Origin of the sequence: Scopulibacillus cellulosilyticus (assembly GCF_042665295.1) — a bacterium.
In the GTDB taxonomy this organism is placed as follows: Bacteria; Bacillota; Bacilli; order Bacillales; family Sporolactobacillaceae; genus Scopulibacillus_A; species Scopulibacillus_A cellulosilyticus.
The window spans coordinates 168006-188591 of sequence record NZ_JBHTCO010000005.1; the positions used below are offsets into that span (position 1 = coordinate 168006).

Consider the following 20586-nt stretch of genomic DNA (forward strand, 5'->3'; position numbering starts at 1 on the left):
TTTGGAACAATACTTAAATTTATGTCGGGAAATTTTAAAAGAAGGGTCAAAAAAAGAAGACCGTACCGGAACCGGGACAATCAGCCGGTTTGGTTATCAAATGCGATTTCCCTTACAAGACGGATTTCCTTTGTTAACAACAAAAAAGTTGCATATTAAATCAATCATCTATGAATTGCTCTGGTTTTTAAAAGGGGATACGAATGTTCGTTACTTGCAAGAACACGGTGTAAGAATTTGGAACGAATGGGCGGACGAGCATGGCGAACTTGGTCCGGTTTATGGGTATCAATGGCGTTCTTGGCCAGGTAAGAATGGTGAGACTATTGACCAAATCAGCCGGGTAGTTGAAATGATTAAACACAATCCTGATTCCCGGCGTTTGATTGTGACTGCCTGGAATCCGGCAGATATTGAAGAAATGGCTTTACCTCCTTGTCATTGCCTCTTTCAATTCTATGTGAATGACGGCCGGCTATCTTGTCAGCTTTACCAACGAAGCGGTGACGTTTTTCTGGGCGTCCCGTTCAACATTGCTTCATATGCATTGTTAACACATATGATTGCCCATGTCACCGGATTGGAACCTGGCGACTTTATTCATACGATTGGCGATGCTCATATTTATTTAAATCACCTTGACCAAGTGCAGGAACAATTAACAAGAGAGCCAAGACAGCTGCCTCAGTTAAAAATAAACCGTCATGTGTATTCAATATTTGATTTCAAGTTTGAAGATTTTACAATTGAAGGATACGACCCTCATCCTCATATCAAAGGCAAGGTGTCAGTATGATTTCATTTCTTCTCGCAATGGATAAAAAAAAACTGATTGGTAAGAATAATGATTTACCATGGTATTTGCCGGCTGATTTGAAATATTTTAAAAAGATCACAATGGGCCATACCATTGTGATGGGCAGAAAGACTTTTGAGTCGATTGGAAAACCTCTTCCCGGCCGTGACAATGTCGTTATAACGAGGGATACATCTTACCGCCATGAAGGTATCACTGTGTTTCACAATCCGGAAGACTTTTTAAGACAATATGATCATGACGGGGAAATCTTTGTTATAGGCGGAGCAAAGTTGTTCGAAGCCTTCTTTCCCTATGCGGACCGGCTGTATATCACCTTAATCGAAGAAACATTTGAGGGTGACACATATTTTAAAGGCTTTCATGAAGAGGATTGGCATCTTATTTCCGAAAAACAAGGCACAGTCGATGAAAAAAATAAATATCAACATCGTTTTCTCGTATATGAAAAAAAGAACAAGTAAAAAAGGGTGTGGCCGGACCACACTCTTTTTAAATAATTCAAGTAATATTATGGTAAAACATTATTTATTTGTTAAATGATGAATTATAAAAAGGCTATTAAATGGACATAAATTGTAGTAATTTAAAGCATTATACCGAAATGTTTATTATTTTACCGAATTTCTGTTTAAATGGTGAAAATTCGCGACTTTAAAGCGCTATTTAAAAAAACAAAAAAAAACTATAAAAAACTAGTATGAAAGCCTTTAAATAATGAAACTCAAGGATTATACTTGTGTATGAAAAAAAGAATATGCTAATTTGAAGCGCTATTCTTTGTTTGCTAAAATATGCTATGGAATAATTGATACCATGATTGGCGAAAAGGGAGGCGAATTCATCAATATCATGGATTGGTGATTTTCGACACCAATAAAAGGGATAAATTGTCAAGACAATTTATCAAACTAAAAATTGGTTTTGAAAGTGTTATTAAGAAAAGTGTTCAAAAATGAGGACAAATGTCCTAAGGTTTTTGAACAATTAACTAAAGGTTAGGTAATGTCACTATTAATCGCAGTTAGGAGTGTCGTAAAAAAATGGCTATTGATAAGACACTAAGCCAACAGCCATGGCAAGGATTTTTTGGTCCTAACCTCGGCTATGTTCAGGAATTATATGAAGAATATCAAAAAGATCCAGATTCTGTAGACCCTGAATTAAGAAATCTATTCGATCAATGGGGACAGCCTCCTGAAACCATTGATGAAAATGTTAATGAACCAACAAATGCAAAAGACAACCTTGATCAAGTTGGAAATTTGGCAAATGTTATCGCGGCTGTTAAATTAGCCGATAAAATTCGCACATACGGTCATTTAGGAGCACAAATACATCCTTTAGGCAGAGAAAAAGACGCTGATTTGTCGATTCTTGATCCTGCAAAGTATCAATTAACTGACGTTAGTTTGAGAGCTATTCCTGCTAAGGTCGTATGGCATAATGCACCTGACCATCTTCAAAATGGTCTTGAAGCAATCAATGAGCTAAGAAGAATGTATACAAAATCCTTAGCTTATGAATTTAGCCATGTTCATAATGTTGAGGAACGAGAATGGTTAAATAATATGGTTGAAAGCGGTTCATTGCATCATAACTTATCTGACGAAGAACGCATTGAATTGTTAAACGAATTGACTGAAGTAGAAGGCTTTGAAAAGTTTCTTCATCGCACATTTGTCGGTCAAAAGCGTTTTTCAATTGAAGGTGTCGATTTGCTGGTACCGATGCTTAACCGTGTTGTCAAAGAAAGCATTCATGATGGGGCGCATAATGTCATGATTGGTATGGCGCACCGCGGACGTTTAAATGTTCTCGCTCATGTATTAGGCAAACCATATGAAATGATTCTTTCTGAATTCCACCATTCTCCTAATAAAGAGCTTGTTCCATCTGAGGGTTCAAGAGGCATCAACTATGGATGGACTGGAGATGTTAAATATCATTTAGGCGCTGACCGTGATATAGAAGATAACGAAGTCCGCGCCCACGTTACTTTGGCAAACAACCCGAGTCATTTAGAATTTGTAAATCCTGTTGTTGAAGGCTATGCGCGTGCAACACAAGATAATCGTGAAACAGCCGGTTATCCAAGCCAAAATACAGCCGAATCTTTACCGATTTTAATTCACGGCGATTCCGCTTTTCCGGGTGAAGGCATTGTTGCTGAAACCTTAAATTTAAGCCAGTTGCCGGGCTATCAAACGGGCGGTACCATTCATATTATCGCTAACAATATGATCGGGTTTACAACAGAAAGCAGTGATTCAAGGTCTACGAAATATGCAAGTGACCTTGCCAAGGGCTATGAAATCCCAATTGTTCACGTTAATGCAGATGACCCTGAAGCCTGTCTTGATGCTATTAACCTAGCCTATGAGTATCGTAAGCGATTCCATAAGGACTTCCTTGTCGATTTAATTGGCTATCGCCGCTTCGGTCACAATGAAATGGATGATCCTGCAGCTACACAACCGCTGCTTTATGAAAAAATAAATCGTCACCCGACCGTTCGGACATTGTATGCTGAAACACTGAAGTCTGCCGGTACGATAACAGACGATAAGGTTAAACAATTAGAAAATGATGTTCTGGAACAATTGCAATCAATTTATGATGAAATTAAAAATAATAAATCCGGTGAAATAGAGGAGCAGGAATTACCTCAAAAAATTGCCTGTAAACTTCCGGAAATGAATACAGCTGTTCCATTTGACACTTTACGTGAAATTAATCAGCAATTGTTAGAATGGCCGGAGGGATTTACAGTCTATCCGAAGCTTGCGAGAATCTTAAAACGCAGGGAAAATGCATTTGATGAAAATGGTAAGGTAGACTGGGCATTGGCAGAAGAATTAGCTTTTGCAACCATCTTAAAAGAAGGTCATCCAATTAGATTTACAGGTCAGGATACTCAGCGCGGAACGTTTGCTCATCGTCATTTAGTTCTTCATGACAGTAAGACTGGAGAAACGTTCTCGCCATTGCATAAATTGCCTGGTGTTAATAAATCTTTTGCGATTCATAACAGTCCGCTGTCTGAAGCGTCAGTTTTAGGTTTTGAATACGGATATAATGTCATTGCACCGGAAACATTGACAATTTGGGAAGCGCAATTTGGGGATTTCGCAAATGCCGGACAGGTTATTTTTGACCAATTTATTGCTGCCGGACGTGCAAAATGGGGTCAAAAATCAGGTTTAGTCATGCTGCTTCCTCATGGATATGAAGGGCAAGGTCCTGAACACTCCAGCGGCCGTTGGGAACGGTTTTTACAATTATCTGCTGAAAATAACTGGTTTGTTGCTAATTTATCAAGCGCGGCACAATATTTCCATATTTTACGCCGTCAAGCTGCATTGCTTGAAAAAGATGAGGTTCGTCCGCTTGTGATTATGACACCAAAAAGTCTTCTTCGTCATTCTTTAGCAGCATCATCCAGCAAAGAATTAAGTGAAGGGCATTTCCAAGCAGTCGTTGAGCAACAAGGTCTTGGTGAAAAACAAGAACAGGTTGAACGTTTAGTTTTATGCAGCGGTAAAATTGCTATTGATCTGGCTTCAGAAGTTAGCGGATTAGAGAATAAAGATTGGTTGCATATTGTTCGTGTTGAACAGCTATATCCATTCCCTAAGGAAGAAATCAAGCAATTTATTGAACGCTTTACCAACTTAAAAGAAATTGTCTGGGTGCAAGAAGAACCTAAAAATATGGGGGCCTGGACATTTGTGGAACCAAGACTTAAGGGTATCGCGCCTGCAGGAATAACAGTCGATTATATTGGCCGTCCGGATCGTTCCAGTCCGGCTGTTGGTGAACCGGATATTCATAAAAAAGAACAAAACAGGATTATCACTACAACTTTAAAAATTAATAAATAAAAAAATATGATATGTGTCGGATTAAGGAGGTAACGTCCGTGATCGAAATTAAGGTACCGGAGCTTGCGGAATCTATTACAGAAGGAACTATTTCAGAGTGGTTAGTAAATGTAGGACAAAAAGTCAACAAAGGTGACGATATTGTTGAACTTGAAACAGATAAAGTTAATATTCAAATCAGCGCTGAAGACAGCGGTATTCTTCAAGAAGTTAAAAGAGAACCCGGCGACACCGTAGAAGTCGGCGAAGTCATTGCTGTCTTAAATGAAAATGGTGAAGAAGGGGCGGCGCCTGCTCCTTCAGAAAATAAAGCGCCTGAACAACAACCGGAACAAGAAGCTCCCGAACAAAAAACAGAAAAACAAACAGCAGCTCCTGAAGCTTCAGAAGAAAAAGCCAATGGCGACCGTTTAGTTGCTTCGCCGGCAGCCCGTAAATTAGCCAGGGAACTTGGTATTGATTTAAACAAAGTAGAAAATCGCGATCCATTAGGCAGAGTAAGGGTTGAAGATGTGAAAGCCCAAGCTCAAAAAGCAGCTCAACCTGCGCCTCAGCCAAAAGCTGCGCAACCGGCCGCTGAAGCGGATGGAAAGCCTGTTGAACGTATTAAAATGTCGCGCCGCCGTCAAACAATTGCTAACAGACTTGTTGACGTACAACATACTGCAGCTATGCTGACAACTTTTAATGAAGTTGATATGACAGCGATTATGGATCTTAGAAAACGCCGTAAAGATGCATTTGTTAAAAAACATGATGTTAAACTTGGTTTTATGTCATTCTTTACAAAAGCTGTAGTCGGTGCATTAAAGGCATTCCCATTATTAAATGCTGAGATCCAAGATAAAGAAATCTTAGTTAAAAAATATTACGATATTGGTATTGCAGTAGCTGCAGAAGAAGGGCTTGTTGTTCCTGTTGTACGTGATGCAGATCGTCTCTCATTTGCTGAAATTGAAAGAGAGATTGGCTCTTTAGCGGAAAAAGCAAGAAATAACAAACTTGGATTAAAAGAACTCCAAGGCGGTACGTTTACAATCACTAACGGCGGTACATTTGGTTCCCTGATGTCAACACCGATACTAAACGCTCCACAAGTAGGTATCTTGGGTATGCACAGTATCAAAACACGCCCTGTAACTGTTGGTGACAGAATGGAAAACCGTCCAATGATGTACATTGCGCTATCCTATGACCACCGTATTGTTGATGGCGCCGAAGCCGTTCAATTCCTTGTTAAAGTAAAAGAAATGCTGGAAGATCCAGAATCACTGTTGCTTGAAGGTTAATTAATATAGCCTCTCTTCTTTAAAAAAAAGCGTTGGGTTCACGAAAGGTGTGAAAGCCAACGCTTTTTCTTTATGCTGAGAGTTATTTTAAAAAATTGCCAATCAAGTCTTTTACGATTCCGGCAAAACTTTTCCAGGATTTAAAATATTGTTTGGATCAAATTGATTTTTAATCATCTGCATCAAAGGTATCGTATCCGCATGTTCCTTTTTTAAATATTTTATTTTTCCAAGACCGATACCATGCTCACCAGTACAGGTGCCGCCGCGTTCCAAAGCATATTCCACAATCTTCCTGTTCACATTATTTGCCTTTTCCACTTCCTCAGGATCATTTTTATCATACATTAAGTTTGTATGGAAGTTGCCGTCTCCCACATGACCAAGCGCTGAACCGTATAAACCGCTTTCATCAATGACTTTTCTGCTATAAACGATTGCTTCAGATAATTTAGAGACAGGAAGGCAAACATCGGTAATCATCATTTTTTTATCCGGAAAACCGTGGATAAAGGCATACGCTAAATTGTGACGGGCTTCCCAAAGCTTTGAGCGTTTTAAGGAGTCCGTTTCAAATATAAGCTCTTCACAGCTGTTAGCATCCAACAATTCTTTTGTGAACCCGATATCTTGTTTTACCCCTTGCTCGTTACCATGAAATTCAAGAAATAAAGTTGGACGGATAGGGTAATCAGTCTCGCTATGTTTATTGACTTGTTCAATTGATTCCTCATCGACCAGTTCAACACGTGCAATGGAAATGCCGGCAGATAAAAGGGAGACAGCCCCGTTAACCGCATCTTTAACAGATAGAAAAGTTGCCCGGCCGGCAACAATCATCTCGGGTATCCCGTATACTTTTAAAGTAATTTCTGTAAAAACCCCAAGCGTCCCTTCCGATCCAACAAACAGGCTCGTTAAATGATAACCTGATGATGATTTCGCTGATAGCCCGCCGGTATGTATAACATTGCCATCGGCTAAGACAACTTCCAAGTCACGAACTTGATTCCTCATAATGCCGTAACGGACGCTTGTAGTCCCGCTGGCATTCGTTGATGACATCCCGCCGATTGTAGCATCCGCTCCTGGATCAACCGGAAAAAATAAGCCATATTTTTTTAAGGCTTGATTAAGTTCAGTACGAGTGAGACCTGGTTGAACCCTGACAAGAAAGTCTTCAGGTCTCACTTCAAGAACCTTATTCATTAATTGAAAATCAATGGATATTCCGCCCTTAATAGGAATAGCATGTCCTTCAAGGCTTGAGCCAACACCAAAAGGAACGACGGGAATCCTGTAACTGTTCGCAAATTGCAATATAGCTGAAACTTCTTCCGTGGATTCAGGAAAGACGACAACCTCCGGAAGCACTGGTGTATGGTGTGATTCGTCTTGACTATGATGTTCAAGAATTGTTTTGTTTCTGGTCACGCGTTTTTCATCAATTAATTTTTTTAATTCTAATAGCAATTCATCATGTGTTATGGACATAAAAAAGCCCCCTTTGTTGTTCTATATAGTTAATTAAATATTTAAAAGCTGAAACCCTTTTATTTTAAAAGAATTTATTAAAGTTTTTATATTTATTCAAACAGGAAGCGCTTCATTAATTATTCACACAAAAAGACCTTGCGCATATTTTATTAAAAAGCGCATAGACGCTGACGGAGTTGATTGTAATGATGATGGAGAATTGGCTCACCATTTTCATCTACCTTGCCGTCGGTTTCACTATTGGATGGATGTTAATACTTCCGCTTCGCGCTAATTTATCTAGTTGGAATCGCTTTTTTTTACTTGTAATAATGATCTTCTTTTGGTTACCGATTTCCTTAATCTCGTTTGCTGTTGCACCTTTCATAAGCGCATGTTCCTCGAGGTCTCGATAAGAGGCCTCTTTGGTATGTTCATACATAAGGTTGGTAAAGATAAGTGGAGAAACGGAGGGATGCAGTTTGTCTGAAGATAAGCATGATTATGAGTCTGATGATATTGTCGTTTCTTTCTACCCCAATCGCTGCAACCATATTGGCAGATGCGTTCGTCTTTTAAATGAAGTTTTTAATCCGGATAACAAGCCATGGGTAAATTTAGAGAATGCCGATATCGAGGCCGTGTGCCGAACAATAGAGCAATGTCCGACAGGTGCGCTTCAATATCAGCGTTTGGATGGTGCAGATGGTGAAACGGCTCCTGATATTACAACGATAAAAACAGTAAAAAACGGTCCTTTTTTTATTCACGGGAATATTGAATTATTAGATGAAGAGGGCAACCCGCTGACAGAAAACAAAAGGATAGCATTATGCAGATGCGGCCGGTCAAAAAATAAACCATTCTGTGACGGCACTCATAAAAAATATCATTAATAATAAAAAATATCATTAAAATACCTCTGATAGCCTAAAATAAGCGGGTTATCGGGGGTATTTTTTATTGGGAAAAAGACGAAATTTGATTGCTGATATACCCTGACAGTCATAGTAATTTACATTACGATATACATAAGGAGGTGAGGGAATGGTTCAATCAAAATTGTCCTCTGACCTGCTGCGCGGCCATGCGGATACGATGATTTTAAAACTCCTTTTAAACGGGGATAAATACGGGTATGAAATTAGTAAACTCATTTTGGAAAGTTCGGAAGGACAATATGAATTAAAAGAAGCAACGATGTATTCCAGTCTTAAGCGCCTTGAAAAAGAAGGGAGCATTAACTCCTATTGGGGGGATGCCACACAGGGCGGCAGACGGAAATATTATACAATTACGCCAATCGGTGTGGACACATATAAGCAAAATAAAAAAAACTGGGAACAGGCAAAAGAAATTCTTGAACGCCTGTTATAAGGAGGAGCAATATAAAATGATTGAACAATTAAAAGCGCATGTTGAGCGAATTTTTGCGCCGTATCAAAATGTAAAATCTGCACAGGAACTCGAAGAAGAACTGTCTCAAAACTTAAGAGAAAAATACAATGACTATAAACTAAAAGGATACAGTGATAAAGAGGCATATCAGTTGACCATTGATTCTATAGGTGAAGTTTCAGAACTCATTGAATCTATTAACCTTCAGCATAATGAGCTTGAACAGGCAGTAAGTATGAATTTTTCCAAACAACGTCTGCATGATTGTGATTTCCGGTCGGTATCTGTACATGATGGTAAATTCAATTCAAGTGATTTAAAGGGATCTGATTTCAGTTATTCCGATTTAACGAACAGTACATTTAAAAGCAGTAACTTGAATAACTGTACATTTAAAGAAGTTAATTTAACAGAAACTTTCTTTAAAATGTCAAATTTAAAAGGGGCAACATTTAAAGGCTGCACATATGACCGTGCGTATTTTAAAGGCTGCAATTTAGAGGGGCTTGTTTTTGATGGGGAAACATTTAATCAAACGATTTTTGAACACTCTTCATTAAAGAAAGCATCTTTTCGTCATGCCGTACTAAATAATGTTCAATTCCGCTTGTCAGATGCAAAAAAAATCGATTTTGACGATGCAAAAATGGATAAATTAACATACAACTTTTTAAAGGGAGCTAAGGCTGATCTTAGCAATGTCACATTACTTTAAAGGAGGAGGATTTACATGAGTATAGCAACTGCTATTGTCGTATCTACCGCAATCGTTTGTGCAACTGTCTTCATCACAGCAGTTACATTAAAAGGCATGGGGATGGGTGACTAAATATATAGCCGGATTAAATAAATGAATATATAATAAACCTTTCTGAAAGTTAATTTTAAGATGTTAATATGACTTAGGAAATGAGGTAAGAAATGACGTCTTCTAAAGAAAGTAAAATAGGGTTTGTGGTTGCCGGTCTATGTATAGGTTCTAAAATTAAGAATCGGTCAAAAAGCCAATCAACTGAAACTCCTTCCTTCGAATAATACCTATTTTATCCTGAGATCCGGTGCTGCCAGCGGATCTCAAGATTCTTTTTTGATTTTTAATCTAGTATATAGAGCCCGCCGGACAATTCAATTTGCTTTTCTATATTCGCCCCGGAAATTTTTATGAGAAAGGGTCTTTCACCCCGGTTTTTTAATGTATCCGCTAGAATGCCATCACCTGTTGGCGAACAAAGCACAAGGTTGGTTCCTTTTAAATGCAGTCTGCAGTATTTGGCATTTAATTGTTCGTTGAAGATAATCTGATGATTTTTTAGATTAAACCATTCCTTCCATTTAGAAACGCTTTTCTCTATATCCTTGACAGCTATACCGACATGGGAAAGCCTTGCATCTCCTGCCAAATGACGGTCAATAATATGTTGATTAATTAAACTATTTCTTCTTTCTTCATCTGTTTGCTTCCAGTCAATGATAAAAGGTAAGTGGTATGGATCGGATTCAGGATCTTCTATAAATAACATTGACCATTCTAATAGTGATCCATCTGCTCTTTTTCGACTGCCCTTTACCGGACCTTTTACAGATAATCCTTTTTTATGAAACCATTCTCCGGCTTGCTCAATGTTATTGGTTCTAAGCGCGATTCTTGATAAGCCTTCACCTGAATTTTTTTCAGCAACGATCTGTTTAATAAGAAAATTATCTAATACAGATTCAGCTTTATTGATATCTTCAACCCCAATATACTCAATGTAGCTTAAATCAAAATGGCATAGTCCATTATATGTTCCCCAATCCTGGTGCTGACCTCCTAATAAGGCATGAAAACCCAAATCATTCATTTTATCGATAGCAGATTCAGGATTGTTTGTAAAATGAACAACGTGGTCAAAACGAAAATCCATGTGAAACTTCCTTTCCAGACAATTTATTTTTACATAATTCATTCTTCACATGACAGCTGTTCTCCTTTTTTGTATAGTTGTTAACACACTTTGTCAATGATAAAGGTGAAGGAGTGATTTTAATATGGAGAAATTTGTAGCTGTCAGAAAAAATGGTGACGGGGATATTGTTGAATTAAAAACATCATCCGGTCAAATTGTTGATTATAAACAAGCTCAGCAAATGGCTAAAAACGGGGAAGTAGAAGGCGTTAATGTCTTTCGGGGCAGAGACGGCGATGAACATTTAAGATCAAATGCTGATGGAGATCCATCAAATAACCTTGATAACCTGCCGACTTTTTAAAAGAGCCTATTTTGGCTCTTTTAATTTCTGAAATTACGTTGATTGAATATATAAAATAATATCTTTTCCAGTGGATTTAAGAAGTATTTCCAACCCTCGCCGCAAAGCTGCGATGAGGTTTATTCAAGCAGCAGGCTCACAATTGGGAATCTTACCTTATAAAACGAAGAATTCCTACTTGACTAATGGGTTTAGTTAACATATATTTTATAAAAGAGAAAGGGAGGGGTAAGCTTGGCCACGTTTTTTGTTATTTTGAATATCATTATCATGCTTGTCTTTATTTCAGTGCTATTTTACATGCAAAAGAAGCATGTTTCATTTTCCAAACGTGTTTTTACTGCGTTAGGAATAGGTATCATCTTCGGTCTTATTCTGCAGTTCTCTTATGGTGCAACGTCTAAGGTCATTCAAGAGTCTGTCAGCTGGTTTGATATAGCCGGTGTAGGTTATGTTAAATTACTGCAGATGGTTGTTATGCCTTTAGTATTTATTTCAATTCTCGCTTCATTTACAAGATTAAAATTTTCTAAAGGCGTTGGGAAAATCGGCGGATTGATTATTGTCTTCTTAATAGGGACGACAGCTATTGCTGCTGCAATCGGTATCGCTTCGTCATTATCATTCCATTTAGAAGGGATTAATCTTCACCAGGGCAGTGCAGAAACAGCGCAAATACAACAAATTCAAAGCAAATTAGGCGATGCTAAAATGACACTGCCTGAAAAAATTCTGGAGCTGCTGCCGGGAAATCCATTCTTAGATTTAACAGGGGCACGCCCGACTTCAACAATTGCAGTTGTTATTTTTGCCGCCATTTTAGGCATTGCTTTTCTTGGGGTGAAACGAAAAGACCCTGAACATGCCGAATTATTTTCAAAAATTGTTGATGCTCTGTACGCTATCGTTATGAGGGTCGTTACTCTTATTTTGCGTTTGACGCCGTTTGGAGTCCTTGCATTAATAACAAAAGTAGGAGCAACAAGTGATTTAGATGCAATTTGGAAACTTGGAAAATTTGTTGTAGCTTCTTATGTCGCTTTAATTGTTATGTTTCTTATCCATTTGCTGCTCATTACAATTTCAGGTTTAAGTCCATCAAAATACGTTAAGAAAGTCATACCGGTTTTAACTTTTGCATTTACGTCGCGTTCAAGCGCAGGAACTTTACCGCTAAATATTAAAGCACAAACAAAAGAATTGGGCGTTCCGGAAGGCATTGCCAACTTTGCAGGGTCATTCGGCGTGATCATGGGGCAAAATGGCTGTGCCGGCATTTATCCTGCTATGCTTGCGATTATGGTCGCGCCTGCTGCTGGGATTAATCCGTTAAGCCCTTCGTTTATATTGACGCTGATCGTTGTTGTCGCCATAAGTTCATTTGGTGTTGCCGGCGTCGGAGGGGGTGCAACGTTTGCAGCGCTCATCGTTCTATCAACAATGAATCTCCCTGTTGCAATCGTCGGTTTGCTGATTTCTGTAGAACCATTGATTGACATGGGACGTACAGCATTGAATGTCAGCGGAAGCATGACATCCGGTATATTAACAAGCAAGGTAACGAAAGAGTTAGATACAGAAATTTATACTTCCGAAACAAAGCAACAAATCGGAGCGTAAACTAAACGTTTTAATCAAGGCTGTCGAATAAATCGGCAGTCTTTTTATGTATTCCTTTATTTTTTGTCCCGGTGTAACCGTCCGTAAGACTCCCGCCTAAAACTTAAGTTTAATCGCGGAAGTTTAGGCGGGAGATAACGGACTCTAACACCCCGATAAGTTCAACTAACCATCAGTGGGGGATGAAAAAAACCCCACCGATGGAAGTTTCACTATATGAATTGTGCTAAAATTAAAATTGAATGGATGAAGGAGGAGAAACAATGGATTTCATAACTTCTAAAAGAGTACAAGCTTTTGAGAAACTTATCTTCAGTGAACTGTCGGAATATAAGAAAAATAAGCAAGCAGAGGGTATTGATATGATCGATTTAAGTATTGGAAGTCCAGATCTTTCACCGCCGCCATTCATCATGGAGGCTTTAATAAAAAATATTCAAGACCCTTCACAATACGGATATACTATGACAGGTTCCCGGGAATTTAATCAGTCTGTATCTTATTATTACAAAAAGCGTTTTAATGTTGACCTTGATGCAGATAAGGAGGTCCTTATGCTCGGCGGTTCCCAGGACGGGATTGTTCATTTGCCGATGGCTTTTGCTGATGCAGGGGATATTATTCTAGTTCCCGATCCCGGTTATACGGCATATGAAGCAGGTGTTAAAGCAGCGGGGGCTGCCTTCTGCCCAATGCCGCTTTTAAAAGAAAATCATTTTATGCCTGACCTTTCCAAGATTCCCGAAAAGATTGCGCAAAAGGCAAAAATGATGATATTAAATTTTCCAGGGAATCCTATTCCGGCGCTTGCGACTTATGATTTATTTGCTGAAATCGTCGCTTTTGCAAAGAAACATCAAATTTTGGTCGTTCATGATTTTGCTTATTCTGAATTGGTTTTTGATGGAAGGCGTCCTGTAAGCTTTCTTGAAACAGAAGGTGCAAAAGACATTGGTGTTGAATTCAATTCATTGTCTAAAAGCTTTAATATGGCTGGATGCCGAATTGGTTATGTTGCGGGCCATCCGAAAATTATTAACGATTTTGCCAGCTTTAAATCAAATTTAGACTACGGAGTTTTTTCGCCGATTCAAAAAGCGGCTGTCGCGGCTCTGAAAGATGACAGCGATTTTTTATCTGAACAGGCTCTGATTTATGAACGCAGACGGAATATACTGGTTAATGGATTAAATGAGATTGGCTGGCATGTAGACACGCCGCCGGCAACTATGTTTATATGGGCCAAAATTCCTGAAGGGTGGTCATCAAAGCAATTTGCCTATGAATTGATTGATAGAGCCGGAGTTGTTGTGACACCCGGCATTGCATTCGGCAAAAACGGTGAAGGTTATGTTCGAATTGCAATGGTACAATCAGAGGAAAAGCTGCGCCTTGCCATAGAAAGGATCAAAGAAAGCGGTATTATTTTCTCTAAAACGATCTTTGAAAAACATTAATGACAAATCATTATTTCATCGCATATAGTATCCATGAAAGAGAGACTGGAGGAGGGCAGGGTGCATCATGTTATTTCACCATGAGATTGTTTCACAAAGTATTTGTGCACCTGAACAGGTACTCATTCCTGAATTTTTATTAAATGCGATTGAGCATCTGCTTGTGGTTAAACAGGATGTGCTTTGTCCAAAGTCGGACATTTATAAGTATTACTCTGATAAAAATGAAAATCAGCTGGTTCTTTTACTAAACCCAATCGATCCGGAAACTGTTAACGGTTTTTTTGAGGTTGAAAAGAAAACCGGCGTTGTAATTGAACAGATTTTCAAAAAAATTAAACATGATTTCAAACACATAGAATATGTTGATTTAATGGACTTAAAAACAGAAAGTCAGCATAAACAGATTCTTTTTTTGGCTGAAGAGAAAGAGAAAAGATTAACTCAAGCCCAAAAAACTTTTATTGAAGCAAAGAATACTTTGAACAATATTTACACTATTTATGATGAAGCGACCGACCCGGATCAAATTCAAAAGTTTATAAATGATTTGTATCTATGGGTATCTCCATTACTTGATGAGGAAGAAAATAAAGAAAAGGATATTCAGTCTTGTTATTTTCGCTCTCAATCTTTGTTTCATCTAACCCTTCCTTTTAGAGATATTAAGCAAAAGGTTATTTTGAAAGGACACTACAGAACCGGAATCTCTTACTGTCTTAAAGTTTTAGAAAATAAAATAAAGCAGTTAAATCAAGCCATTATCCGTTATCATTGCCCGCTATATTCAAATGATGCCGATATGCTTTACCTTTCTAATCAGAATCTGGCTATTATTGACGGGATGGATCCGCATAGATTCGAACCTATCCATCCCCTTGATAAGACCTTCAATTTAGATGAACAATGCATAGATCTGAAAAAAATTCTTCTATATACAAAGGAAATCAATGACGCAATGTCAAAATATAATAAATTGTTAAGCCGGGCAACCTTAATTTTACATTCTGCAAATGTGTATCAAAAACAATATCAACACATCATGATTCAAAATAATCCCGGACTGGAGAAATTATTTAAGATGTAGAATGACAGAACTTCCGTTTGTTTGAAATATATCAATAAAGTCACAGGGAGGAAAATATAATGAATGAAATGGAAAATAAAGATCTCTTAGACGTGCCATTAATTTCACAGATGCCTGAGCTGCCCAGGGGGTGTGAAGTAACAAGTTTGGCCATGGTTCTTCATTATGCAGGTGTTGAAGCTGATAAGATGAAGCTGGCAAAAGACATTCGAAGGGACCCGACCCCTTATGAAAAAAAGGAAAGTCAAGTCTATTTTGGTCATCCTAATAAAGGCTTTGTAGGGGATATGTACAGTTTTGAAACGCCGGGTCTTGGTGTATATCACGAACCAGTGGCGGATTTGGCCCGTGAATATTTGAAAGATAGAATCATTGACTTAAGCGGTCAAGGATTTCAAAGTGTCTTAAATCAATTGGATGACGGCAAACCTGTCTGGGCCATCAATAACACTTGGTTCGACTTTTTACCGCAAGAATATTGGGAAACATGGCAAACGCCTGAAGGAACGCTGCAAATTACATATAAAGAACATGCCGTCGTTTTAACCGGATATGACGATCAGTTCGTTTATTTTAATGATCCTTTGGAAAATGAAAAAAATAAAAAAGTAGATCGCGAAAAATTTATTAAAGGTTGGGAACAAATGGGCAGGCAGGCAATTTCCTATCGATAGCAGTTATAAATAAGGCATTCGCCAGTCAATTTGGCAAATGCCTATTATTTTTTTATCGATTATCAATTTTTTCCGGATACATATCATGGTTCGCTAAACGGTTAAAAGCGACTTCTTCCCACTTAGTTCCTTTTTTGCCATAGTTAACATAGGGGTCAATGCTAATGCCTCCGCGCGGTGTAAACTTTCCCCAGACTTCAAGATATTTTGGATCCATAAGTTTGATCAGATCGTCGGCAATTTTATTCATGCAGTCTTCATGAAAGTCCCCGTGATTTCTAAAGCTGAATAAATATAGTTTTAACGATTTACTCTCGACCATTAATTTATCGGGAACATAACTGATATATATCGTTGCAAAATCCGGCTGGTTGGTGATCGGGCATAGACTTGTGAATTCCGGAAAATTGAATTTTACAAAGTAGTCGCGGTGAGTATTGACATTATCAAATGACTCCAGTAAATCCGGGTCATAATCAAAAATATATTCCGTTTTTTTATTTCCTAAAAGTGTTAATCCTTCTGTTTGCTTATTTCGTTCTGTCACGTATTTATCTCCTTCATGAATATTTTTCAGGGAATTTACTAAAGACAATTATACTAAAAATAATTAAACTCGCCAATCGGCGAGTTTAGTTTATAGGTCAATAGGTTTTAAGCTCTCTTCTCCGGTGAGATTGACAATCATATCAACAAGCAGTTCAATTTCTAACTCTATATCATTCAAACTGACTGTCTCTACCGGGGAGTGCATATATCTAAGCGGAAGTGATACGAGTCCGATTGGCACGCCGGCACCTGTTAAACGCATCTTGTCGGCATCCGTTCCGGTTTGGCGCGGGGTTAATTCATATTGCAATGACATGTTAAGACGCTGTGCCGCATCTTCTAATAATTGATTAATTTTATAGTTAATCGGTGCCCCCTTTGCCAGAACCGGACCGCCGTCCAGACGGACATCTCCGTATTTATTGACGTTGACGCCGGGATAATCTGTCGCAAAAGTCACATCGCAGGCAATGGCCATTGTCGGTTTGATACCGGCTGCTGCGAAGTAGGCACCGCCCATATTTGTTTCTTCATTAACAGTACTTGCGGCATAAACACCGACTTTCGGATTTCTTTCAGAACAGCGTCTGAGAACTTCAGCAACAATGAAAGCGCCAGTCCGGTTATCAAGGCCGCGGCCGCTTAACCTGTCATTAAACAGCCATTCAGGTTGGCGCGTATAAACAGCAAGATCACCAATTTGAACATATTGAGCGATTTCATCTTTATTTTTTGCACCGCAATCTATGTATAGATCCTCAAACTCTAAATCTTCTTTAACACCGCCATGATGTTCCGCATTAACCCCGATCACACCGGTTAACTTTTTCTTATAGCCTAGAACATTAACCTTCATTCCTACAGCAACTTTAGGACTAATGCCGCCCATTTTATCAAAGTATAAGAAACCTTTTTCATCAATCCGATTAATCACCAGACCGATTTCATCGCAGTGACCTGCTAATAAAACTTTAAAAGATGCATCGGGATTTATAGAGCCAATGACGTTTCCTGCTGCGTCCGTTTCCACACGTTCAGAAAAGTCTTTAATATAATTCAGCCATTTTTTTTGAATCTCAACTTCCTGGCTTGAAGGTGATGGGGTTGATAATAAATCCAATAAAAATTGCCTGGATTTTTCATTCATATTATTCACTCCTTTTTATTAAGCATTACGATCACTCTTATGGTAACATAAGTTTGAAAAAGTCTTTATATAAATACATTTTTCTTTTAATGCTTTATACTTATTCTTATTATATTATCCCGGTGAAACCGTCCGTAAGACTTTCGCCTCAAAACTTACGTTCCAGCGCTGAAGTTTAGGCGTGAGTAACGGACTGTAACACCCCTGATGGAAGTTTTACTTTATCAGCTTTATATGATGGAGGATTTGCTAATGAATATTCAGAAAGATCCGCAGCATGTAAGCAATGAATATTTAGATCAAGAAGCTGGGGATTTTCTTACCTTTACAAAATATTTTTCAGACATGATCTCGAGACATATATTAAGTGATGATGGTTATAATGGTGCATTTATTTACGCTTCACAAGCGGCAAAAAATCTCATTGGCTTGGAGCCTTATGAATTGCAAGGCAAACCAATTTTTCATTTTATTCATCCAAATGACCGCCTGAATATTGAAAATTACTTAACAATAAACAAATCATTTCAAGGTGAAAAACTGTCATTCCGTTTAAGGCGTCATGAAGGGGATTACATATGGGTTGAATCAACATTTTTCCAGGATGAAGACAAGCAAAATGAGTTTTTGTGTATAACAAGAAACATCTCAGAATTAAAGCTGGCAGAGGAAGAAATACATGACAGTGAAAGAAAATACCGCCTTTTAGTGGAACACTCTCAAGATACTATTGGTATTATGACACACGATGGACACTGGATATATATCAATCATGGTGCAAAACGTTTATTAGGCGTGACCAGACCGGGTGAAGTCATTGGTAAAACTTTATATGACTATATTCATCCAAAGGAACATGACCGGTTGTCAGAACAATTATCTATCATTAAGAAAACGAATGACCCGGTTGAAGTTCAAGATCTTCGCATTTTAAGAACCGACCATGAAACACGCCAGGTCGAGGTAAAATTTATCCCAACAAGCGATAAGGATAGGAAAACAATACAAGTTGTTATGAGGGATATTACAAAAAGAAAAAAGGCGGAAGAGTTATTGCAGCAAGCGGAAAAATTAACTGTTGTCGGTCAGCTCGCTGCGGGTATTGCACATGAAATTCGTAACCCGTTAACCGCCATCAAAGGGTTTACTCAGCTGTTGGAAAGCTCGACCGAGAATCGCTATGTACGGGTTATTCTTCAAGAGCTGGACAGTATCGAAAATATCGTCAGCGATTTGCTTATTCTTGCCAAACCTCAGGTAGCTCAAACTGAAAAAACAGATCTTATTTATCTCTTAAACCGGACCGTCACATTATTAAATGCTCAAGCGATTATGAAAAATATCGAAATCCTTACTGACTATGAAATAGAGTTTTTAGAAATTGAATGTGAGCCGGACCAATTGAAACAAGTATTTATTAATGTCATAAAAAATGCCTTGGAAGCTATGGAAAATGGCGGTAAGATTTTTATAAAACTTCGATTTATTAGAGAAGATCGTATTTTAATTCGGATCATTGATCAAGGCGTCGGCATACCGCCGGACCGCTTAGAAAAAATAGGGGAGCCTTTTTATAGTACAAAAGAAAAAGGAACAGGTCTTGGTCTGATGATTTGTCAAAAAATTATTCAAAGCCATCAAGGAACAATGAATGTAAAAAGCACGCTTCAGAAAGGAACAACAGTAGATATAACATTGCCTACACTGTTATCACCAGAGAAAGACGGGGATAATTAGGAGAAATAAAAAATCGTTGCTCTCCGCAAATGGAAGGGGTCTAAATTCACTTTGTTCTAACAGTTGCAAAAACTGAGGAAATAGGTTAAATTGTATAAAAATTGTTGAAGGAATAGGAGAATTTATAGAAATGATAGGAAGATTACTCGTCTCATGTCAAGACCGGCCAGGTATTGTAGCAGCCGTCTCCCGTTTTTTATCTGAACATGGAGCTAATATCGTTCACTCGGATCAACATTCAACTGATCCGGAAGGCGGAATATTTTTTATGCGAATTGAATTCCAATTGAAAGAGTTGGATGATAAGATTGAAAGTTTAAGAGAACAGTTTACCGAAATAGGAAAGCATTTTGAAATGGAATGGCGGATCGAAAGCACTGCTAAGAGAAAAAAGACAGCTATATTTGTATCCAAGGAAGATCATTGTTTACAAGATTTACTATGGCGGTGGAAAATAGGAGAATTGGTTACGGATATTTCATTGGTTGTCAGTAACCATAAAGATTTAGAGTCTGTTGTAAAGCCGTTTGCGATTCCGTATTATCATGTACCTGTAACAAAGGAAACTCGTCATGAAGCGGCGAACAGTCACTTGCAACTGTTAGATAAGTATAAAGTTGATACGATTATCCTTGCAAGATATATGCAAATCATTCCTCCGCAAATGATTGAAAGCTACAAAAATCAAATCATTAACATTCATCATTCTTTCCTGCCGGCCTTTGTAGGAGGAAAACCATATGACCAAGCGTACGAACGCGGGGTTAAAATTATTGGTGCTACTGCCCATTATGTGACTGAGGAACTGGATCAAGGTCCTATTATTGAACAAGATGTTCAACGCGTCGACCACCGTCATCAGGTTAATGATTTAAAACGGATCGGGCGGGATGTAGAAAGAATGGTGCTGGCCAGATCAGTACAATGGCATTTACATGACCAAGTTTTGGTTCATGGCAACAAAACAATCGTATTCCGTTAAAGTTATCTTACAACATGAAAATTTAGATTAAGAGCCGTTTATAAATAGAACGGCTCTTCTTAATTTGCTTTAGAAGTAAATATACTTATTTGATTATTCATCATTGCGGGAAAACTGTTATAATAAATGTAGATAAAATACTAACCGGTTAGTTTCATTGGAAGTGAAAGATAAATTATATGAGACAACCATGTGTGAAATCAATTTTAAGAAAGGATG

19 protein-coding genes are annotated in these 20586 nt (G+C 38.2%); 14 read left to right on the forward strand and 5 right to left on the reverse strand.

Going from position 1 to position 20586, the window contains the following annotated elements; translation table 11 throughout:
- Nucleotide 1: 1 nt before the first annotated feature.
- The 4 genes from ACFQRG_RS07390 to odhB all read left to right on the forward strand — a co-directional run bounded on the left by ACFQRG_RS07390 (nucleotide 2) and on the right by odhB (nucleotide 5990).
- A complete protein-coding gene (locus ACFQRG_RS07390; protein ID WP_380965219.1) occupies nucleotides 2-796 on the forward strand; it encodes a thymidylate synthase in 795 nt (264 codons plus the stop codon).
- Nucleotides 793-1281 (forward strand): dihydrofolate reductase, encoded by a 489-nt coding sequence (locus ACFQRG_RS07395; RefSeq protein ID WP_380965220.1) that lies wholly within the window; start codon nucleotides 793-795, stop codon nucleotides 1279-1281. The genes ACFQRG_RS07390 and ACFQRG_RS07395 overlap by 4 nt, the downstream gene beginning before the upstream one ends.
- A gap of 579 nt (nucleotides 1282-1860) precedes the next feature.
- Nucleotides 1861-4701 carry a 2-oxoglutarate dehydrogenase E1 component gene (locus ACFQRG_RS07400; RefSeq protein ID WP_380965221.1) on the forward strand — a complete coding sequence of 947 codons (2841 nt, stop codon included), beginning with the start codon at nucleotides 1861-1863 and terminating at the stop codon, nucleotides 4699-4701.
- Between the two features lie 38 nt (nucleotides 4702-4739).
- Complete coding sequence (gene odhB, locus ACFQRG_RS07405) at nucleotides 4740-5990, forward strand: 2-oxoglutarate dehydrogenase complex dihydrolipoyllysine-residue succinyltransferase (protein WP_380965222.1); 1251 nt, start codon at nucleotides 4740-4742, stop codon at nucleotides 5988-5990.
- 111 nt (nucleotides 5991-6101) lie between these two features.
- Here odhB and ACFQRG_RS07410 read toward each other — a convergent pair whose 3' ends face one another.
- Both ACFQRG_RS07410 and ACFQRG_RS07415 read right to left on the reverse strand, forming a co-directional pair.
- The gene (locus tag ACFQRG_RS07410) at nucleotides 6102-7484 is read right to left on the reverse strand and encodes an FAD-binding oxidoreductase (protein ID WP_380965223.1); all 1383 of its coding nucleotides are present in this window, start codon (nucleotides 7482-7484) and stop codon (nucleotides 6102-6104) included.
- Nucleotides 7485-7704: 220 nt separating this feature from the next.
- A complete protein-coding gene (locus tag ACFQRG_RS07415; protein WP_380965224.1) occupies nucleotides 7705-7854 on the reverse strand; it encodes a hypothetical protein in 150 nt (49 codons plus the stop codon).
- 94 nt (nucleotides 7855-7948) lie between these two features.
- Between ACFQRG_RS07415 and ACFQRG_RS07420 the strand changes: the two genes are divergently transcribed.
- The 3 genes from ACFQRG_RS07420 (at nucleotide 7949) to ACFQRG_RS07430 (ending at nucleotide 9579) form a co-directional block, all read left to right on the forward strand.
- The gene (locus ACFQRG_RS07420; protein ID WP_380965225.1) at nucleotides 7949-8362 is read left to right on the forward strand and encodes a CDGSH iron-sulfur domain-containing protein; all 414 of its coding nucleotides are present in this window, start codon (nucleotides 7949-7951) and stop codon (nucleotides 8360-8362) included.
- 151 nt (nucleotides 8363-8513) lie between these two features.
- Nucleotides 8514-8843, forward strand: coding sequence for a PadR family transcriptional regulator (locus tag ACFQRG_RS07425; RefSeq protein ID WP_380965226.1), 330 nt, complete (start codon nucleotides 8514-8516; stop codon nucleotides 8841-8843).
- A 16-nt stretch (nucleotides 8844-8859) separates the two neighbouring features.
- Nucleotides 8860-9579, forward strand: a complete 720-nt coding sequence (locus ACFQRG_RS07430) for a pentapeptide repeat-containing protein (protein WP_380965227.1) — start codon at nucleotides 8860-8862, stop codon at nucleotides 9577-9579.
- Between the two features lie 379 nt (nucleotides 9580-9958).
- Here ACFQRG_RS07430 and ACFQRG_RS07435 read toward each other — a convergent pair whose 3' ends face one another.
- Nucleotides 9959-10768 carry a VOC family protein gene (locus ACFQRG_RS07435; RefSeq protein ID WP_380965228.1) on the reverse strand — a complete coding sequence of 270 codons (810 nt, stop codon included), beginning with the start codon at nucleotides 10766-10768 and terminating at the stop codon, nucleotides 9959-9961.
- Nucleotides 10769-10892: 124 nt separating this feature from the next.
- On the opposite strand from ACFQRG_RS07435, the gene ACFQRG_RS07440 reads away from it, so the two are divergent.
- From ACFQRG_RS07440 to ACFQRG_RS07460, 5 genes are all read left to right on the forward strand, one after another.
- On the forward strand, nucleotides 10893-11114 hold the full coding sequence (locus ACFQRG_RS07440) for a DUF3892 domain-containing protein (RefSeq protein WP_380965229.1): 222 nt from the start codon (nucleotides 10893-10895) through the stop codon (nucleotides 11112-11114).
- Nucleotides 11115-11384: 270 nt separating this feature from the next.
- Complete coding sequence (locus ACFQRG_RS07445) at nucleotides 11385-12734, forward strand: L-cystine transporter (protein WP_380965389.1); 1350 nt, start codon at nucleotides 11385-11387, stop codon at nucleotides 12732-12734.
- 263 nt (nucleotides 12735-12997) lie between these two features.
- A complete protein-coding gene (locus tag ACFQRG_RS07450) occupies nucleotides 12998-14191 on the forward strand; it encodes an LL-diaminopimelate aminotransferase (RefSeq protein WP_380965230.1) in 1194 nt (397 codons plus the stop codon).
- Nucleotides 14192-14258: 67 nt separating this feature from the next.
- Nucleotides 14259-15278, forward strand: a complete 1020-nt coding sequence (locus ACFQRG_RS07455; RefSeq protein WP_380965231.1) for a hypothetical protein — start codon at nucleotides 14259-14261, stop codon at nucleotides 15276-15278.
- A 59-nt stretch (nucleotides 15279-15337) separates the two neighbouring features.
- The gene (locus tag ACFQRG_RS07460) at nucleotides 15338-15952 is read left to right on the forward strand and encodes a C39 family peptidase (RefSeq protein ID WP_380965232.1); all 615 of its coding nucleotides are present in this window, start codon (nucleotides 15338-15340) and stop codon (nucleotides 15950-15952) included.
- Between the two features lie 52 nt (nucleotides 15953-16004).
- Here the strand turns inward: ACFQRG_RS07460 and queF are convergent, their stop codons facing one another.
- Both queF and ACFQRG_RS07470 read right to left on the reverse strand, forming a co-directional pair.
- Nucleotides 16005-16499 carry a preQ(1) synthase gene (gene queF, locus ACFQRG_RS07465; RefSeq protein WP_380965233.1) on the reverse strand — a complete coding sequence of 165 codons (495 nt, stop codon included), beginning with the start codon at nucleotides 16497-16499 and terminating at the stop codon, nucleotides 16005-16007.
- 90 nt (nucleotides 16500-16589) lie between these two features.
- Entirely contained in the window at nucleotides 16590-17648 is a 1059-nt protein-coding gene (locus ACFQRG_RS07470; RefSeq protein WP_380965234.1) for a M20/M25/M40 family metallo-hydrolase, read from the reverse strand.
- A 252-nt stretch (nucleotides 17649-17900) separates the two neighbouring features.
- Between ACFQRG_RS07470 and ACFQRG_RS07475 the strand changes: the two genes are divergently transcribed.
- Together ACFQRG_RS07475 and purU are read left to right on the forward strand one after the other, a co-directional pair.
- Nucleotides 17901-19385 (forward strand): PAS domain-containing sensor histidine kinase, encoded by a 1485-nt coding sequence (locus ACFQRG_RS07475; protein ID WP_380965235.1) that lies wholly within the window; start codon nucleotides 17901-17903, stop codon nucleotides 19383-19385.
- 130 nt (nucleotides 19386-19515) lie between these two features.
- On the forward strand, nucleotides 19516-20367 hold the full coding sequence (purU, locus tag ACFQRG_RS07480; RefSeq protein ID WP_380965236.1) for a formyltetrahydrofolate deformylase: 852 nt from the start codon (nucleotides 19516-19518) through the stop codon (nucleotides 20365-20367).
- The last annotated feature ends 219 nt before the right edge of the window (nucleotides 20368-20586 follow it).

Bases quoted from the DNA above. Each gene is read 5' to 3' on its own strand.
- ACFQRG_RS07455 (WP_380965231.1), top strand. From the start codon at position 14,259: ATGTTATTTCACCATGAGATTGTTTCACAAAGTATTTGTGCACCTGAA.
- ACFQRG_RS07450 (WP_380965230.1), top strand. From the start codon at position 12,998: ATGGATTTCATAACTTCTAAAAGAGTACAAGCTTTTGAGAAACTTATC.
- ACFQRG_RS07440 (WP_380965229.1), top strand. From the start codon at position 10,893: ATGGAGAAATTTGTAGCTGTCAGAAAAAATGGTGACGGGGATATTGTT.
- ACFQRG_RS07425 (WP_380965226.1), top strand. From the start codon at position 8,514: ATGGTTCAATCAAAATTGTCCTCTGACCTGCTGCGCGGCCATGCGGAT.
- ACFQRG_RS07460 (WP_380965232.1), top strand. From the start codon at position 15,338: ATGAATGAAATGGAAAATAAAGATCTCTTAGACGTGCCATTAATTTCA.
- ACFQRG_RS07430 (WP_380965227.1), top strand. From the start codon at position 8,860: ATGATTGAACAATTAAAAGCGCATGTTGAGCGAATTTTTGCGCCGTAT.
- ACFQRG_RS07435 (WP_380965228.1), bottom strand. From the start codon at position 10,768: ATGGATTTTCGTTTTGACCACGTTGTTCATTTTACAAACAATCCTGAA.
- ACFQRG_RS07400 (WP_380965221.1), top strand. From the start codon at position 1,861: ATGGCTATTGATAAGACACTAAGCCAACAGCCATGGCAAGGATTTTTT.
- purU (WP_380965236.1), top strand. From the start codon at position 19,516: ATGATAGGAAGATTACTCGTCTCATGTCAAGACCGGCCAGGTATTGTA.
- ACFQRG_RS07445 (WP_380965389.1), top strand. From the start codon at position 11,385: ATGCTTGTCTTTATTTCAGTGCTATTTTACATGCAAAAGAAGCATGTT.
- ACFQRG_RS07415 (WP_380965224.1), bottom strand. From the start codon at position 7,854: ATGAAAGGTGCAACAGCAAACGAGATTAAGGAAATCGGTAACCAAAAG.
- ACFQRG_RS07410 (WP_380965223.1), bottom strand. From the start codon at position 7,484: ATGTCCATAACACATGATGAATTGCTATTAGAATTAAAAAAATTAATT.
- ACFQRG_RS07470 (WP_380965234.1), bottom strand. From the start codon at position 17,648: ATGAATGAAAAATCCAGGCAATTTTTATTGGATTTATTATCAACCCCA.
- ACFQRG_RS07395 (WP_380965220.1), top strand. From the start codon at position 793: ATGATTTCATTTCTTCTCGCAATGGATAAAAAAAAACTGATTGGTAAG.
- ACFQRG_RS07475 (WP_380965235.1), top strand. From the start codon at position 17,901: ATGAATATTCAGAAAGATCCGCAGCATGTAAGCAATGAATATTTAGAT.